Origin of the sequence: Pseudomonas sp. RL (assembly GCF_000647775.1) — a bacterium.
In the GTDB taxonomy this organism is placed as follows: Bacteria; Pseudomonadota; Gammaproteobacteria; order Pseudomonadales; family Pseudomonadaceae; genus Serpens; species Serpens flexibilis.
This window is the reverse complement of the sequence record NZ_JBOY01000007.1, coordinates 1-16,822: the sequence shown is the minus strand read 5'-3', so window position 1 is coordinate 16,822 and position 16,822 is coordinate 1. Positions and strand designations below refer to the sequence as shown.

Genomic DNA, 16,822 nt, shown 5'->3' with positions numbered 1-16,822 from the left:
CGTTACGCATAGTGGCGCTCCTCGCCCTGACCTTCGATGTTGTCCACGCAGCGGCCGCACAGCTCCGGATGCTCGGCGTGTTGACCCACGTCCTCACGGTGGTGCCAGCAGCGGGTGCACTTGGCGTGCTCGGACTTGACGATCTTCAGCTTCAGGCCCGCCACCTCGGTGCCCACGGCGTCAGCCGGCGCATCGGCCAGCGGCGCCAGGGAGGCGGTGGAGGTGATCAGCGCGAAGCGCAGCTCGTTGCCCAGCTTGGCCAACTGCTCGACCATCGCCGGTTCAGCGAACAGGGTGACCTCGGCCTGCAGGCTGCCGCCGATGGCCTTGGCGGCGCGCAGGTTTTCCAGCTCCTTGTTCACCGCGCCCTTCACGGCCTGGATCTGCTCCCAGTAGGCGCGATCCAGCGTGGAGCCTTCCGGCAAGGTGGCCAGTTGGTCGTACCAGGTGTTGAGCATCACCGACTCGTTGCGCTCGCCCGGCAGGAACTGCCAGATCTCGTCGGCGGTGAAGGCCAGGATCGGCGCGATCCAGCGCACCAGCGCCTCGGCGATGTGGAACAGCGCGGTCTGGCAGGAGCGCCGCGCGATGCTGTTGGCCTGGGTGGTGTACTGGCGGTCCTTGATGATGTCCAGGTAGAAGCCGCCCAGCTCCTGCACGCAGAAGTTGTGCACCTTGTGGTAGACGTTCCAGAAGCGGTACTCGTCGTAGGCCTCGATGATCTCGGCTTGCAGGCGTGCCGCGGCGTCCACTGCCCAGCGGTCCAGGTCCAGCATCTGCTCGGGCTGCAGCAGGTCGCGGGCCGGGTCGAAGCCGTTCAGGTTGGAAAGCAGGAAGCGCGTGGTGTTGCGGATACGCCGGTAGGCATCGGCGCTGCGGGTGAGGATGGTCTTGGAGACGGCCATCTCGCCGGAGTAGTCGGTGGACGACACCCACAGGCGCAGGATGTCGGCGCCCAGGCTGTCGTTGACTTCCTGCGGGGCGATCACGTTGCCCAGCGACTTGGACATCTTGCGGCCGTTCTCGTCGACCACGAAGCCGTGGGTCAGCAGGCCACGATAGGGCGCGTGGCCGTCGATGGCGCAGCCGGTGAGCAAGGATGAGTGGAACCAGCCGCGGTGCTGGTCGGAGCCTTCCAGATACAGGTCGGCGCGCGGGCCCTGCTCGTGGCCCATGGGGTGCGAGCCGCGCATCACGTGCCAGTGGGTGGTGCCGGAGTCGAACCACACGTCCAGGGTGTCGTTGATCTTCTCGTACTGGTCGGCCTCGGCGCCCAGCAGCTCGGCCGGCTCCAGCTTGAACCAGGCTTCGATGCCCTGCTGCTCGACGCGCTGGGCCACCTGCTCCATCAGCTCGACGGTGCGCGGGTGCAGCTCGCCGCTTTCCTTGTGCAGGAAGAACGGGATCGGCACACCCCAGTTGCGCTGGCGCGAGATGCACCAGTCCGGGCGGCCGGCGATCATGCCGTGCAGGCGCGCCTGGCCCCAGGCTGGCACGAACTGGGTCTGCTCGATGGCGTCCAGTGCGCGGGCGCGCAGGCTGCTGCCGTCGGCCACCGCCTTGTCCATACCGACGAACCACTGCGCGGTGGCGCGGTAGATCAACGGGGTCTTGTGGCGCCAGCAGTGCATGTAGCTGTGCTGGATCGCGGTGTGCTTGAGCAGTGCGCCGACTTCACGCAGCTTGTCGACGATGGCCGGGTTGGCCTTCCAGATGAACTGGCCGCCGAAGAACGGCAGGTCGGCCACGTACACGCCGTTGCTCTGCACCGGGCTGAGGATGTCGTCGTTGGACATGCCGTAGTGCTTGCAGGAGCGGAAGTCGTCCTCGCCGTAGGCCGGTGCGGAGTGCACGATGCCGGTCCCGGAGCCGGTTTCCACATAGTCGGCCAGGTACACCGGCGCGAAACGCTCGTAGAACGGGTGACGGAAGCGGATCAGTTCCAGCTTGGCGCCTTCGGTGCGGGCGATGATCTGCCCGTCCAGCTCGTAGCGCTGCAGGCAGGACTCGACCAGTTCCTCGGCCAGCACCAGCAGCCTGTCGCCGGTATCGACCAGCGCGTAGACGAAGTCGGGGTGAACGTTCAGCGCCTGGTTGGCCGGGATGGTCCACGGGGTGGTGGTCCAGATCACGATGCTGGCCGGCTTGGCCAAGCTGGCCAGGCCGAAGGCGGCGGCGAGCTTTTCGGCGTCTTCCACCGCGAAGGCCACGTCGATGGCGTCGGACTTCTTGTCCTGATATTCGACTTCCGCCTCGGCCAGTGCCGAGCCGCAGTCGAAGCACCAGTTCACCGGCTTGAGACCCTTGAACACGAAACCGCCTTCGACCATCTTCGCCAGCGCGCGGATCTCGCCGGCCTCGTTGGCGAACTCCATGGTCTTGTACGGGTTGTTCCAGTCGCCGAGCACGCCCAGGCGGATGAAGTCGGCCTTCTGGCCTTCGATCTGCTGGCTGGCGTAGTCGCGGCAGCGCTCGCGGGTCTGGTCGGCCGGCTGGTTCTTGCCGAAGGTGGTTTCCACCTTGTGCTCGATGGGCAGGCCATGGCAGTCCCAGCCCGGCACGTAGGGGGCGTCGAAGCCGGACAGGGTGCGCGAACGCACGATCATGTCCTTGATGACCTTGTTCACCGCGTGGCCGATGTGAATGCTGCCGTTGGCGTAGGGCGGACCGTCGTGGAGGATGAACTTCGGGCGTCCCTCACCGATCGCGCGCAGCTTGCCGTACAGGTCAATGCTGTCCCAGCGCTGCAGCATCTCCGGCTCGCGCTGCGGCAGGCCGGCCTTCATCGGAAATGCCGTTTCCGGCAGATTGAGGGTCGCTTTGTAGTCGGTCATCGTCGTTCAGGCTCGTTATTGAAGCGGTTGGCCCAGCCAGTAGGCTCGGGCGGCAGCGATATCGGCGTCGATAGCGGTTTTCAATTCTTCCAGCGAGGCGAAGCGTTGTTCGTCGCGCAGCTTGTGGTGGAACGCCACGCTGAGGCGCTTGCCATACAGGTCGCCGGCGTAATCCAGCAGATGCACTTCCAGATGGGCGCGGCCGTCGCCTTGGACGGTGGGACGCATGCCGATGTTGGCCACGCCCGGGCGACGCTGGCCGTCGAGCAGCACGCTGACCAGGTACACCCCCTGCAGCGGCACGCGGGTGCGCTTGAGCTGTACGTTGGCGGTGGGCGTGCCCAGCTGGCGGCCGAGCTTCTGGCCGTGCATCACCCGGCCGGCAATCGCATAGGGGCGGCCCAGCAGGCGTTCGGCGAGGGCAAAGTCAGCGGCGGCCAGGGCCTGGCGCACCCGCGTGCTGCTGATTCGCTCACCGTCCAGCTCGATGGTGCTGGCCGCTTCCACCGAGAAACCGTGGCGTTCGCCGGCCTGCTGCAGGAAGGCGAAATCCCCGGCGCGGTCGCAGCCGAAGCGAAAGTCGTCGCCGATCTCCAGATGTGCCACGTGCAGGCCGTCGACCAGCACCTGCTGGACGAAGTCCTGGGCAGACAGCTCGCGCAGGCGGCGGTTGAAGGCCAGGCACAGCACGCGGTCCACGCCCTCGGCGGCCAGCAGCTCCAGCTTGTCGCGCAGGCGCGCCAGGCGCGCGGGCGCCTTGTCCGGGGTGAAGAACTCGCGCGGCTGCGGCTCGAAGATCACCACGCAACTGGGCAGGCACAGCTCGGCCGCGCGTTCGCGCAGACGCTTGAGAATGGCCTGATGGCCGCGGTGCACGCCATCGAAGTTGCCGATGGTTGCGACGCAGCCCCGATGCTGGGGCCGCAGGTTGTGGAGGCCTCGAACCAGCTGCATAGCGGATGTCTTGATTGAAAAGTGGCCGATTATACGCACAGCGCCGGTATGCGGGTAGGGCGCAGCGGCGCGCCGCTACAGCGCGCGCCGGGCGAACTGGCGGGGCCGGAAGCCGAGCAGCGCCAGCACGCCGAAATAGGCGAGCACCCCGGCGCCAATCAGCACGCCCAGGCGCGCGAAGCGCATCGGCATGTCGCCGTCCGACCAGGCCGGCAGGTAGTGCATGACCGCCAGCAGCGCGGCGACCATCGCCAACAGCCCGATCAGCAGTCGGGCGAGGAAGGAGGCCCACCCGGGTTGCGGCTGATACAGGTCCTGGGCGCGCAGTTTCCAGAACAGCAGGGCGGCGTTAAGGCAGGCGGCCAGGCCGATGGCCAGAGCCAGGCCGGCGTGGGCCAGCGGGATGACGAAGACGAACAGCACGTTCATCACCTGGGTCATGGCCAGGGTGAACAGGGCGATGCGCACCGGGGTGCGCACGTTCTGGCGCGCGTAGAAGCCTGGCGCCAGCACCTTGATGAGGATCAGCCCGAGCAGGCCCACCGAATAGGCGATCAGCGCGCGCTGGGTCATCTCGGCGTCGTGGGCGGTGAACTGGCCGTACTGGAACAGCGACACGGTCAATGGCTCGGCCAGCAGCGCCAGGGCCACCGCGCAGGGCAGCACCAGCAGGAAGCACAGGCGCAGGCCCCAGTCGAGCAGGCGCGAGTAGTCTTCGCGGTTGCCGCCGGCCACCGACTTGGAGAGTGATGGCAGCAGGATGGTCCCCAGCGCCACGCCGAGCACACCGGTGGGGAGCTCCATCAGGCGGTCGGCGTAGTACATCCAGGACACCGAGCCGGCCACCAGGAAGGAGGCGAAGATGGTGTTGATGATCAGCGACAGCTGCGCCGCCGAGACGCCGAGGATCGCCGGGCCCATCAGCTTCATGACCCGCCACACGCCGCTGTCGCGCAGGTTCAGGCGCGGCAGCACCAGCATGCCGATCCTCTTCAGGTGCGGCAGCTGATAGAGCAGTTGCGCCAGGCCACCGGCCAGCACCGCCCAGCCGAGCACCATGATCGGCGGGTCGAAATAGGGGGTGAGGAACAGGGCAAAGCCGATCATGCACACATTGAGCAGCGTCGGCACGAACGCCGGCACGGCGAAGCGGTTCCAGGTGTTGAGGATCGCGCCGGCCAGTGAGGACAGCGAGATCAGCAGGATATAAGGGAAGGTGACACGCAACAGGTCGCTGGTCAGCGTGAAACGGTCGGCCTCGTCGGCGAAGCCGGGGGCGGTCAGCCAGACAATCCAGGGTGCGGCCAGCACGCCGAGCAGGCTCACCGCCGCCAGCACCAGCGTCAGCAGTCCGGCCACGTAGGCGATGAAGGTGCGAGTGGCTTCCTCGCCCTGCTGGGTCTTGTACTCGGCCAGGATCGGCACGAAGGCCTGGGAGAAGGCGCCCTCGGCGAAGATGCGGCGCAGCAGGTTGGGCAGCTTGAAGGCAACGAAGAAGGCGTCGGAAGCGACGCCGGCGCCGAACACCCGGGCGATGATGGTATCGCGCACGAAGCCGAGCACGCGGGAAAGCAGGGTGATGGAGCTGACCGCGGCCAGGGATTTGAGTAGGTTCATGGACGACCGATGCGAGAGAGTCGGCCCGGTGGGCCTGGAAACCAGGCGGCGAGTGTAGCGGCAAACAGCGCGGGGCGGGGAGCGGGCGTGGCCTCGCCGGGCATCGCGCGCCGGTGTTCGCGCGCTTGACAAGCCAAAGGCGCGTCGGCATCATTCGCGGCCTTATTTACCTGCATCCCCAGTTTTCGAGGAGTTCGACGGTGGCCAACAGCCCTTCCGCCAAGAAACGCGCCCGCCAGGCTGAGAAGCGTCGCAGCCACAATGCCAGCCTGCGTTCCATGGTTCGTACCTACATCAAGAACGTGGTCAAGGCTATCGACGCCAAGGACCTGGACAAGGCCAAGACCGCTTACGTGGCTGCAGTGCCGGTGATCGACCGTATGGCCGACAAGGGCATCATCCACAAGAACAAGGCCGCTCGTCACAAGAGCCGCCTGAACGCCCGCATCAAGGCCCTGGTTGCCTAAGCAAAGCGTTCCACAAAGAACCGGCCCAAGGGCCGGTTTTTTGTTGCCTGGGATTTATGTTGGAAACCGCAATGAGGTGATGGTGGCGTGCGGATCCTGTGGGAGCGAATTCATTCGCGAGCTTCTGGCGGCGGCCTGCGCGAACAGCGCGCGGACAAGTCCGCCCCCGCATAGGCCGTGGGGCTACCAGGGCCGGATCGGCACCGCCGTCAGCGAGTTCTGCGGACTGCCTTCGATGATCCGGTCGCTGTAGACCAGATACACCAGCGTGTTGCGCTTCTGGTCGTGAAAGCGCACCACCTGCATGCTCTTGAAGACCAGCGAAGTACGCTCCTTGAACACCTCCTCGCCATCCTTCAGCTCGCCCTTGAAGCGGATCGCGCCGGTCTGCAGGCATTCGAGCGAGGCCTCGGAGCGATCCTCGGCCAGGCCCAGGCCGCCGCTGACCCCGCCGGTCTTGGCGCGCGACAGGTAGCAGGTCACGCCCTCGACCTTGGGGTCATCGAAGGCCTCGACCACCACCTTGTCGTTGGGCCCCAGCCACTTGAACACCGTGGAAACCTCGCCGATGGTTTCGGCCAGGGCGAGGGGCGAAAAGAGCAGGGTGGCCAGGGCCAGTGCGCGCATGGATGTGTCCTCAGACCAGGATCAGGTTGTCGCGGTGGATCAGCTCGGGGCCGTCGATGTAGCCAAGCAGCTCCTCGATGTCGGTGGTCGGATGGCCGATGATCTTCTGGGTCTCCGCCGCGCTGTAGTTCACCAGTCCGCGGGCGACCTCCTCGCCCTGCGGGCCGACGCAGACCACCATCTCGCCGCGCCGGAAGTTGCCGGAGGCGGCCTTGACGCCGACCGGCAGCAGGCTCTTGTGTCCGTCGCGCAGGGCGCGCACGGCGCCGGCGTCCAGCGTCAGCGTGCCGCGCATCTGCAGGTGGCCGGCCAGCCACTGCTTGCGGGCGGCGTGGCGGCTCTGTTCGGGGCTGAGCAGCGTGCCCAGGCGCTCGCCGGTCTTGAGGCGATCGAGAACGCTCTCGATGCGGCCGCCAACGATCACCGTGTAGGCGCCGGAACGTGCCGCCACGCGCGCGGCACGCAGCTTGGTCTGCATGCCGCCACGCCCCAGGGCGCCGGCGCTGCCGCCAGCCACGGCGTCCAGTTGCGGGTCGTCGGCGCGGGCTTCGTAGATGAGCTTGGCGTCGGGGTTGTGGCGCGGGTCGGCGTCGAACATTCCGTCGCGGTCGGTGAGGATCACCAGCAGATCGGCTTCCACCAGGTTGGCCACCAGCGCGGCCAGGGTGTCGTTGTCGCCGAAGCGGATCTCATCGGTGACCACCGTGTCGTTCTCGTTGATCACCGGGATCACGCCCAGGTCCACCAGGGTGCGCAGGGTGGTGCGGGCGTTCAGGTAGCGCTTGCGGTCCGACAGGTCGTCATGGGTGACCAGGATCTGCGCAGTCTGCAGGCCGTGCTCGGCGAAGCTGCTTTCCCAGGCGCGGATCAGGCTCATCTGGCCCACCGCGGCGGCGGCCTGCAGCTCGTGCATGGCCTTGGGGCGTTCGGCCCAGCCAAGCCGGTTCATGCCGGCCGCCACCGCGCCGGAGGATACCAGCACCAGTTCCGCGCCCGCCTGGCGCAGGGCGACCATCTGCTTCACCCAGGTGTCCATTGCCGCCCGGTCCAGCCCCTTGCCGTCGGCGGTCAGCAGGGCGCTGCCAATCTTCACTACCCAGCGCCTGGCGCCGGTCACCTTGTCGCGCATGTCTTTGTTCTGCCTTCGCAAAGCCGTGAGTCAATCAGCACGGCGCCGCTTGGAGAAGCGGCGCCGTGGGTTTGTCGTCAGTCCCTGACGTAGATGATTTCCGGACCGTCCTCGTCGTCCTCGTAATCGTCGAAATCGTCGTCGTCCACGTCGTCGACGCTCTTCAGGCCGGCGCGGCGCAGGGCGCGGCGGTCGTCCAGTGCCTGCAGGCGGGCGCGCGCCTCGTCCTCGATACGCTGGTTGAGCTCTTCCAGCGCCTGGGCGTACTCCGGATCCTCGGCGATGCGCTGATCGCGCTCGTCCAGGTAGCGCATGATGTCCTTGCTCAGCGCGTCGGTGCCTTCGCTCTCCAGCGCGGAGATCACGTAGACCGGGCCCTTCCAGTCCAGGCGCTCGACGATGTGCTTCAGACGCTCCTCGCGCTCCTCGTCGAGGATCTGGTCGGCCTTGTTCAGGACCAGCCAGCGTTCACGCTCCAGCAGCGCCGGGCTGAACTTGCCCAGTTCGTTGAGAATCGTCTCGGCGGCGTCAGCCGGGTCGCTCTCATCCAGCGGGGCGATGTCCACCAGGTGCAGCAGCAGGCGGGTGCGCGCCAGGTGCTTGAGGAAGCGGATGCCCAGGCCGGCGCCCTCCGACGCACCTTCGATCAGGCCGGGAATGTCGGCGACCACGAAGCTCTTGTAGCGGGCCACGCTGACCACGCCCAGGTTGGGGATCAGGGTGGTGAAGGGGTAATCGGCGACCTTCGGCTTGGCGGCGGACACTGCGCGGATGAAGGTGCTCTTGCCGGCGTTGGGCAGGCCGAGCAGGCCGACATCGGCCAGCACCTTGAGCTCCAGCTTGAGGTCGCGGGATTCGCCGGGCTTGCCGGGCGTGGTCTGGCGCGGCGCGCGGTTGGTGCTCGACTTGAAGCGGGTGTTGCCCAGGCCGTGCCAGCCGCCCTGAGCGACCAGCAGGCGTTGCCCCGCCTTGACGAGGTCGCCAATGATTTCCTGGGTGTTGGCGTCGATCACCGTGGTGCCGATCGGTACCGGCAGGATCAGATCCTCGCCCTTGGCGCCGGTGCAGTCGGTGCTGCCACCCTTTTCGCCATTCTGGGCCTGGAAGCGGCGGGTGTAGCGGTAGTCCACCAGGGTGTTGAAGTTTTCCACGGCTTCCAGGTACACGGAGCCGCCGTCGCCCCCGTCACCGCCGTTGGGGCCGCCCTTTTCGATGAACTTCTCGCGGCGGAAGCTCATCATGCCATTGCCGCCGTCGCCGGCCTTTACAGAGATCGATACTTCGTCGACGAATTTCATGGAGCGCCTCCCGCCCGTGGGCGGGCAGTATGAATCGGGTGAATCAGCCCAGGGTCTGAGGGTCTGTCGAACGTCCGACAGACTCCCAGCGGCCACTAGGATACAGAAACAAAAAAGCCCCGTCGCACGGACGGGGCTTTTTCAGCAAGCGCGGACTTAGGCAGTCACGACGCTCACGTAGCGACGGCCGAAGGCGCCCTTCACTTCGAACTTGATCGCACCGTCCACTTTCGCGAACAGGGTGTGATCCTTGCCGATGCCCACGCCGTAGCCAGCGTGGTATTGGGTGCCGCGCTGACGCACGATGATGTTGCCGGCCTTGACAGCCTGGCCGCCGAACAGCTTCACGCCAAGGCGTTTGCTTTCTGAGTCGCGGCCGTTGCGGGTAGAACCGCCAGCTTTTTTGTGTGCCATGAGTCAAATCCTCCTAAAGGGATCAGGCCTGAATGCCAGTGATCTTGATTTCGGTGAACCACTGACGGTGGCCCTGGCGCTTCATGTGGTGCTTGCGGCGACGGAACTTGATGATGGTCACCTTGTCATGACGGCCCTGGCCGATGACTTCAGCAGTCACCTTGGCGCCTTCTACGATCGGAGCGCCGATCTTGACGTCGTCGCCGTTGCCGACCAGCAGCACGCGGTCGAAGCTGATGGATTCGCCAGTGGCGACTTCCAGCTTCTCGACCTTCAGGAATTCACCTTCGGCGACCTTGTATTGTTTGCCACCGGTAACGATTACAGCGTACATGGAATATCTCCGTTGATCCTGCTCACCCAGCGCTTTATAGGAGGAGGTATTGGCTGGCATGGCTGCTCGGGTTCGAAGGGTCGCCGAGCATTTGCGTAAGGCAGGGAAATTGCCCAGGAAAGTTCAGGGTGCGCGATTGTACGCAAGGCACCCAGACGGCGCAAGCGGCGCGGGGCCTCGCCTTGACAGTGTCTGGGGCGGCCCCTAGCATGCCGCGCAATCCTGCAAGTGTGAGATACGCCGTGCAACCGCAACTTTTCCACCGCGTGGTAGCGGACGATTTCGCCGCCGTCGACGAGATCATCCGCCAGCAACTCAGCTCGCGCGTTCCCTTGGTGGAAAAGATCGGCGACTACATCATCTCGGCCGGCGGCAAGCGCCTGCGCCCGCTGCTGGTCCTGCTCGCCGGGCGCGCCCTCGGTTACCGCCAGGACGATCTGCGCCTGCTGGCGGCGATCATCGAGTTCCTGCATACCTCGACCCTGCTGCATGACGATGTGGTGGACATGTCCGGCATGCGCCGTGGCCGTTCCACCGCCAACGCGCTGTGGGGCAACGCCCCCAGCGTGCTGGTCGGCGACTTCCTGTATGCGCGCTCGTTCGAAATGATGGTCACGCTGGGCTCCATGCCGGTGATGCGCATCATCTCCCAGGCCACCCGGGTGATCGCCGAAGGCGAAGTGCTGCAGCTGTCCAAGGTGCGCGACGCCAGCACCACCGAAGAAACCTACATGGAAGTCATCCGCGGCAAGACCGCGATGCTCTTCGAGGCCTCGACCCACAGCGCGGCCGTGCTGACCCAGACCCCGGCGGACGTGGCTGAAGCGCTGCGCCAGTTCGGCGACAACCTGGGCATCGCCTTCCAGCTGGTCGACGACCTGCTGGACTACAAGGGCGACGCCGAAACCCTGGGCAAGAACGTCGGCGACGATCTGGCCGAAGGCAAGCCGACCCTGCCGCTGATCTACACCATGCGCGAAGGCAACGCCGAACAGGCCGCGCTGGTGCGCCAGGCTATCCAGAAGGGCGGCATCGAGGACCTGGAGCGCATCCGCGAGGCCGTGGAAGCCGCCGGCGCGCTGGACTACACCGCCAGGCTGGCCCGCGAGTATGCCGATCGTGCCATTGCCTGCCTGGAGGTGCTGCCGGATTCCGAGCATCGCCAGGCCCTGGAAGAACTGACCCGCTTCGCGGTCGCCCGTACCCACTGAGGCCAGGTGACGTCTGGCGTCGCCCCCCGACGGCGGCCGGAAAAACGCCGACCGCTCTAGGACCTCAGGGTTTTATCGCCACCTTCAACACCCCGTCGCGCTGGTGGGAGAACAGGTCGTAGGCCTCGACGATGTCGTCCAGCCGGTAGTGATGGGTGACCAGCGCGCCGAAGTCCGCCCGGCCGGAGGCCACCACATTGAGCAGCCGCCGCATGCGTTCCTTGCCGCCCGGGCACAGCGACGTGATGATCTTGTGGTCGCCCAGGCCGGCATGGAAGGCGCCCAGTGGAATGCTCAGGTCCTGGGAATAGACCCCCAGGCTGGACAGCGTGCCGCCGGGCTTGAGCACCCGCAGCGCCTGCTCGAAGGTGGTCTGGGTACCCAGCGCCTCGATGGACGCGTCCACGCCACGCCCGCCGGTCAGTTTCAGAATCTCGTCTACCACGTCGACGTTGCGGAAGTTCAGCGTCACGTCGGCGCCCATGCGGCGGGCGACTTCCAGGCGCTGGTCCACGCCGTCCACCACGATGATGGTGCTGGCGCCACGCAAGCGCGCACCGGCGGTGGCACACAGGCCGATCGGCCCCTGGGCGAATACCGCGACGATGTCGCCGATACGGATATGGGCCGCCTCGGCGCCGGCGAAACCGGTGGACATGATGTCCGGGCACATCAGCACCTGCTCGTCGCTGAGGCCGTCCGGTATTGGTGCGAGGTTGGCCTGTGCATCGGGCACCAGCGCATATTCAGCCTGCACGCCATCGATGCTGTTGCCGAAGCGCCAGCCGCCCATCGGCTTGTAGCCATGGCAGCTGCAGCCGCCGTCCTGGCTCGGCACGCCGTCCTGGCAGGCGTAGGAAGTGAAGCTCGGGCAGATTGCGCCGGCAATCACCCGCTGGCCTTCCTGATAGCCCTTCACGTTGCTGCCCAGCTTCTCGATGATGCCGACCGGTTCGTGGCCGATGGTCAGGCCGCGCGCCACCGGGTATTCACCCTTGAGGATGTGGACGTCGGTGCCGCAGATGGTGGTGGTCGTGATGCGCAGCAGCGCGTCGTTGGGGCCGACCTCTGGGATGGGTTTTTCCTGCAGTTCGATGCGGCCGGGTTCGACGAACACGGCGGCTTTCATCATGGCCATGGCACGCTCCTGGGTAGGGAAGAGTGTCAGGACACTCTAGTCCCGGGAATGGCCCCCGGTCGCGGCGGTGCATTGTCGCGCGCCGGGCGGTTACTCCTCGCCGGCCGCGAAGTCGTAGTTCATGGTGGCAGCCGGGCTCTGCAGGTAATGGCCCTGGATATAGTTCACCCCGGCCTGCCAGAGGCTGGACAGCGCGCTGGCGGTTTCCACTGCGGGCATGATGCTCAGGCGGTTCTGGGCATGCAGGCCGGCCAGCAGGGTCTTGATGCCTTCAAGCTGCTCCGGCTGGCCGAGCTCGCGCGTGAAGGAAGCGTCCAGCTTGACGTAGTCGGCAGCCAGGTGGCGCAGGGTGTTGAGCGGGTTGAGCGCGCAGCCGAACTGCACCAGGGCGACCTTGCAGTGCAACGCGTGCAGCCCTTCGGCCAGCGCCTTGGCCTGCTTGAGGTAGCTGACGGCATCGGTTTCGCGCAGTTGCAGCACCAGGCTGTCGGCGGGCAGGCGTGCAGCCTTGAGCACCGTGGTGAGCCAGGGCAGCAGGCCGGGGTCCTGCAGGCTGGCATCGCTCAGGTGGATGAACAGGCGCGTGCTGTGTCCCTTGGCCAGGTGCTCGACCAGCTGTTTGACCGCCGTGAGCAGTACCCAGCGGTCGATCCGTACCGCCAGTCCGGCCTGGCGGGCGGCGTCCAGGAAGTCCGGCGGCGACAGTTCCTCGCCCTGGGGCGAGGCCAGTCGCAACAGCACTTCGTAGTGCTCCTGGGTGTCGCCGCGCAGGCTGATGATCGGCTGGAACAGCAGCCGGAAACCGTTGTTATCCAGTGCCTGGCGCACCATGGCCTCCAGGTTGCCGCGGCTGGCTTCGGCGGCCAGCTCCTCGGTCGGGTCGTGCAGCTTGAGGCCGGCGCGTCCCTCCAGGCTGTCGGCGCAACGGTGGGCACGGTCGATCACGTCCTGGGCGCGGGCGGTCTTTTCGCTCAGGCCGGCGAGGCCGATGCCCAGGCTGGCCTGTACGCTGCGGCCGTGGATGTCGAACAGGTGGCCCTCCAGGCGCTTGAGCAGCGCCTCCAGCGGCGTCTGCAGCTGCTCCGGAGTGTGCCCGGTGTACAGGACGGTGAAGACCTCGTCGCTGAAGCGCGCCAGGTACGCCTCGGCGGGCAACTGGCCGGGCAGCCAGCGCGCCAGCTCGGTCAGCAGCAGGCCGATGTCGGTGACACCCAGTTCGCTGAGCAACTGGGCGTAGTGGTTCAGTTGCAGGTAGGCGAGGGCGGACGGCTGGCCGGCATTCACCGCGCGCTCGGCGGCGGCATCCATCAGCTCCAGGAAATGCGGGCGGTTGTACAGGCCGGTCAGCGGGTCGAGGGTGCTCGCCTCGCGCAACCGCTCCTCCAGCTCGGCGTTGTCTGCATCACGGCGGATCACCACCTGAATGCAGGGCTCGCCGTCATAGCTGGCCGGGGAAAAATGCATGCGGGCGCGGAACGTCTCGCCATCCGTGCGCACGCCGCCACAGTTGAGTTCGCTGCGGCCATTGCCACTCTGGTAGCCCTTGAGGAAGTCCTTGAAGGCACTCTGATCGCTGGCACCGATCAGGTCGATCATCGGCATGCCTTCCAGCTCGTCGGCGTCGGCATAGCCGAACAGCTCCAGGTAGGCGCGGTTGGCATAGATATGCATGCCGTCATGCGCGTAGGCGATGGCATCCACTGAGCTGTCGAGCAGCAGTTGGCAGCGCTTCTCCGCCTCGTGCAGCGCCACCTCCGCGGCGCGGCGGGCGCGACGCTCCTCCAGGTTGGCCAGTTCGCGCTCGGCGACGCGCATCAGGCGTTCGTCCTCGCCCTGCGGCAGGGCATCCTGAGCGCCCAGGCTCATGGCCTCGACAATCGCGTCGCTGATGTCGCGGGTCGGCATGCCGGCGGGCACCAACTGGATGATCGGCAGGTCCTTGGCCTGGCGGCGAATGGCGTGCACCACCTCCTCGGGGGGCAGCAGCTGGCTGCTGGGTGCGCAGATCAGCAGGTCCCAGGTCTGTTGCAGGGTGCTTTGCAGGTCTTCGGCCGAGGTCAGGCGCTGCACGCGGGTGGCGCGCCCGGCGTTGCGAAACAGGCTGACCAGGCGCTCGGCCTCGTTTTGCGAGTCTTCGAGCAGCAGCAGGCGAATGGTCTTCTTGTCGATGGTCATGGAGAGGACGCGGCCCGGGCGGGCGAATAACGCTGGAGGGTGTGCCCGGAATCTTGCGGCGCGGCGCGCGGCGCGTCAAAACGCCCGGCCGAAGCTGTGACGTGGGTCGCTTGGGGTGCGGCAGGCCGGGTGGGGAGGCGTTATGTCGGCCGCGCGGAATCGGGCTGGCCGGGGTGGGCCGGGATGAACCCGGCCCGGCAGGCTTACTGGGCGCCGTCGTGCGCCATGCCCAGTCGCTGACCCATGACCACGGGGCTGAGGGCGGCCAGTTGTTCGTCCCAGTCGACCTGGTTGGGTCCGAACAGCACGATGGCGGTCGAGCCCAGCTTGAAGCGGCCCATTTCCTCGCCTTTCTCCAGAATGATGGGTGCGCGGGCCGCCTCGTCATAGCGGAAGGTCTTCAGCGCACGCTTGGGCGGCGTGACCAGGCCGGCCCAGACCGTTTCGATGCTGGCGACGATCATGGCGCCGACCAGCACGACGGCCATCGGCCCGCGCTCGGTGTCGAACAGGCAGACCACGCGCTCGTTGCGGGCGAACAGCTCGGGTACGTTTTCCGCGGTGGTCTGGTTGACCGAGAACAGTCGACCGGGCACGTAGACCATCTCGCGCAGGGTGCCGCCCAGCGGCATGTGCACGCGGTGATAGTCGCGCGGCGACAGGTAGACGGTGGCGAACTGGCCACCCATGAACGGCGCGGCGCGCTCGGCGTCGCCGCCCAGCAGCTCCAGCGCGCTGAAGCTGTGGCCCTTGGCCTGGAAGATGCGCCCGTCGGTGATCGCGCCGAGCTGGCTGACGGTGCCGTCGGCCGGGCAGAGGATGGCGCCGGGCGTCGTGTCCAGCGGGCGGGCGCCTTCCTTCAGGGCGCGGGTGAAGAAATCGTTGAAATGGGCGTAGGCGTTCAGGTCCTCGACCTGGGCCTGGCTCATGTCCACCTGGAAGTGCTCGGCGAAACGGCGGATGAAAGTGCTCTTCACCCAGCCGATCCGGCATTCGGCCAGGCAGCCGGCCAGGCGCGACAGCAGGTGATGGGGCGTCAGGTACTGACTGAGGATGAACAGGCGGTCTTTGAAGGACATGAAGGTTCCTTGGGTCTGAGCCTAGAGTTCGACGGGCGTGTCGGGATGGTTGCCCCATTCCGACCAGGAGCCGGCATAGCCTTTGACGCGCGGGTAGCCGAGCGCCTTGGCCACCAGATAGGTGAAGCCCGAGCGGTGATGGGTGTGGCAGTGGGTGATGATTTCCTTGTCCGGGGTAATGCCCAGGGCCTGCAGCTGTTCGGCGATGTTCGCACGAATGCGCAGGGCACGCGCGCCATCCATCCCGGCGGTCCATTCGTAGTTCACCGCCCCCGGGATGTGCCCACCCTTGGCAGCCAGCACCTTCTCGCCCCGGTATTCGGCGGGCGAACGGGCGTCCCAGATCACCAGGTCGTCGGCGCCCAGGCGGCTCTGCAGGTAGTCGAGGCTGGCGATGGGTGTCTCGTCGAGGCGCAGCTGCACCGGGCCGCCGGCGCGCGGCGGGACGTCGTGGCTGAGCGGCAGGCCGGCGGCCAGCCAGGCATGCAGGCCGCCATTCAGGTAGTGGTAACGGCGCTGGCCAATGATGTCCAGCAGCCAGATGAAGCGGCCGGCCCAGCCGCCGCCTTCGTCGTCGTACACCACGTAGACCGCACCGTGCCGGTGGCCGAGATCGCCGAACAGCTCTTCCAGATGCTCGCGGGGCGGCAGCAGGCCGGGCGCCGGCGGCTGGCCAAGCTGAGTGCGCTTGGGGTCGATGTAGCGAGCGCCGGGAATATGACCCTCTGCATAGCGGGCGCTGCTGGTCAGGTCGACCAGGATCAGCTCGGGCGCCGACAGGCGCGGCAGCAGGTCCGACGGTTCGATCACCAGCGGCAGTTCGGAAAAGACGTCGCTCACGGCGGCTCTCCAGGAAAAGGGCGGGCGATTGTAGCGAAAAGCCGCCCGTACGGCAGTGGGCCCGCCGACGAGACGGTCAGGGCGCCGGCGGTACGGCTGCCGCAGTGGCTGGCGCGCCGCGCCGACCGAAGGCCAGCGTGCCACGCTCGATCACCCGCGCGGTCTTCTCCAGCAGCTCTAGCTGGCGATCCGAGAAGGGCATGCCGTGCTGGTCGCCGAACAGCACCAGGCCGTTGCGTCCGCCCAGATCGAAGCCGCGCATGACCATGTGGCGCCCATCGAACTGTTCGCGGATGGCCGGCGGCAGCTTGCGACACAGCCCGGCGTTGCGCTGCGGCGAGACGTGCACCAGCACCGATTGCGCAATCAGTTGCGGCAACAGCGGCCAATGCCCCGGGTCGGCCTTCAGGCGGGGCGTGCGGGGCGGCAGGCCTTGCTGATGCAGGGCGATCAACTGGCCCTGGCGGTCCGTACAGAGCAGGGCGAAGCGCTGCAGGCCGCACAGTTCCAGGGCTTGCGCGGCGCTGGCGAGCAGGTGTGGCAGATTGGCGAAGGCGCTCGGCTGCTGGCTGAAACGCTCGCACAGGCGGCTCCATTGTTCCGGGCGGAAGAAGCTGGAAAGCAGCGAGGGCGGCTCAGGGGGTGGCGGCCTGCGGCTGCCTGCCGGCCAGAGCAGCGCCTGGGCCGGGTGCCAGGCCGGGCCCG

At 66.9% G+C, this 16,822-nt stretch carries 14 protein-coding genes and 1 pseudogene; 2 read left to right on the top strand and 13 right to left on the bottom strand.

Features of this window, described 5'->3' with window-relative positions; all coding sequences use genetic code 11:
- Positions 1-2: 2 nt before the first annotated feature.
- The 3 genes from ileS to murJ all read right to left on the bottom strand — a co-directional run bounded on the left by ileS (position 3) and on the right by murJ (position 5,405).
- Positions 3-2,834 (bottom strand): isoleucine--tRNA ligase, encoded by a 2,832-nt coding sequence (gene ileS / locus AS93_RS0102015; protein WP_027589027.1) that lies wholly within the window; start codon positions 2,832-2,834, stop codon positions 3-5.
- Positions 2,835-2,849: 15 nt separating this feature from the next.
- On the bottom strand, positions 2,850-3,788 hold the full coding sequence (gene ribF / locus AS93_RS0102010) for a bifunctional riboflavin kinase/FAD synthetase (RefSeq protein WP_027589026.1): 939 nt from the start codon (positions 3,786-3,788) through the stop codon (positions 2,850-2,852).
- Between the two features lie 75 nt (positions 3,789-3,863).
- Positions 3,864-5,405, bottom strand: a complete 1,542-nt coding sequence (gene murJ / locus AS93_RS0102005; protein ID WP_027589025.1) for a murein biosynthesis integral membrane protein MurJ — start codon at positions 5,403-5,405, stop codon at positions 3,864-3,866.
- A 200-nt stretch (positions 5,406-5,605) separates the two neighbouring features.
- Here murJ and rpsT point away from each other — a divergent pair, with 200 nt between their 5' ends.
- Positions 5,606-5,872, top strand: coding sequence for a 30S ribosomal protein S20 (gene rpsT / locus AS93_RS0102000; protein WP_027589024.1), 267 nt, complete (start codon positions 5,606-5,608; stop codon positions 5,870-5,872).
- 183 nt (positions 5,873-6,055) lie between these two features.
- On the opposite strand, the gene AS93_RS0101995 is transcribed toward rpsT, so the two are convergent.
- From AS93_RS0101995 to rplU, 5 genes are all read right to left on the bottom strand, one after another.
- Positions 6,056-6,499 carry a CreA family protein gene (locus AS93_RS0101995; RefSeq protein ID WP_027589023.1) on the bottom strand — a complete coding sequence of 148 codons (444 nt, stop codon included), beginning with the start codon at positions 6,497-6,499 and terminating at the stop codon, positions 6,056-6,058.
- 10 nt (positions 6,500-6,509) lie between these two features.
- Entirely contained in the window at positions 6,510-7,628 is a 1,119-nt protein-coding gene (proB, locus tag AS93_RS0101990; protein ID WP_027589022.1) for a glutamate 5-kinase, read from the bottom strand.
- 77 nt (positions 7,629-7,705) lie between these two features.
- Positions 7,706-8,926: an Obg family GTPase CgtA gene (gene cgtA, locus AS93_RS0101985; RefSeq protein WP_027589021.1), complete on the bottom strand. Its 1,221-nt coding sequence runs from the start codon at positions 8,924-8,926 to the stop codon at positions 7,706-7,708.
- A 156-nt stretch (positions 8,927-9,082) separates the two neighbouring features.
- Positions 9,083-9,340 carry a 50S ribosomal protein L27 gene (rpmA, locus tag AS93_RS0101980; protein WP_027589020.1) on the bottom strand — a complete coding sequence of 86 codons (258 nt, stop codon included), beginning with the start codon at positions 9,338-9,340 and terminating at the stop codon, positions 9,083-9,085.
- Between the two features lie 22 nt (positions 9,341-9,362).
- Complete coding sequence (gene rplU, locus AS93_RS0101975; protein ID WP_027589019.1) at positions 9,363-9,674, bottom strand: 50S ribosomal protein L21; 312 nt, start codon at positions 9,672-9,674, stop codon at positions 9,363-9,365.
- A 242-nt stretch (positions 9,675-9,916) separates the two neighbouring features.
- Here rplU and AS93_RS0101970 point away from each other — a divergent pair, with 242 nt between their 5' ends.
- Positions 9,917-10,885 (top strand): polyprenyl synthetase family protein, encoded by a 969-nt coding sequence (locus AS93_RS0101970; RefSeq protein WP_027589018.1) that lies wholly within the window; start codon positions 9,917-9,919, stop codon positions 10,883-10,885.
- Positions 10,886-10,949: 64 nt separating this feature from the next.
- On the opposite strand, the gene AS93_RS0101965 is transcribed toward AS93_RS0101970, so the two are convergent.
- The 5 genes and pseudogenes from AS93_RS0101965 to AS93_RS20810 all read right to left on the bottom strand — a co-directional run.
- Positions 10,950-12,023 (bottom strand): NAD(P)-dependent alcohol dehydrogenase, encoded by a 1,074-nt coding sequence (locus AS93_RS0101965; RefSeq protein ID WP_027589017.1) that lies wholly within the window; start codon positions 12,021-12,023, stop codon positions 10,950-10,952.
- A gap of 90 nt (positions 12,024-12,113) precedes the next feature.
- Complete coding sequence (locus AS93_RS0101960; protein WP_027589016.1) at positions 12,114-14,198, bottom strand: EAL domain-containing protein; 2,085 nt, start codon at positions 14,196-14,198, stop codon at positions 12,114-12,116.
- A gap of 203 nt (positions 14,199-14,401) precedes the next feature.
- On the bottom strand, positions 14,402-15,277 hold the full coding sequence (gene asd, locus AS93_RS0101955; RefSeq protein ID WP_027589015.1) for an archaetidylserine decarboxylase: 876 nt from the start codon (positions 15,275-15,277) through the stop codon (positions 14,402-14,404).
- Positions 15,278-15,298: 21 nt separating this feature from the next.
- Positions 15,299-16,117: a rhodanese-like domain-containing protein gene (locus AS93_RS0101950; protein WP_027589014.1), complete on the bottom strand. Its 819-nt coding sequence runs from the start codon at positions 16,115-16,117 to the stop codon at positions 15,299-15,301.
- 76 nt (positions 16,118-16,193) lie between these two features.
- Positions 16,194-16,822, bottom strand: a pseudogene (locus tag AS93_RS20810) (hypothetical protein); the annotation flags it as partial.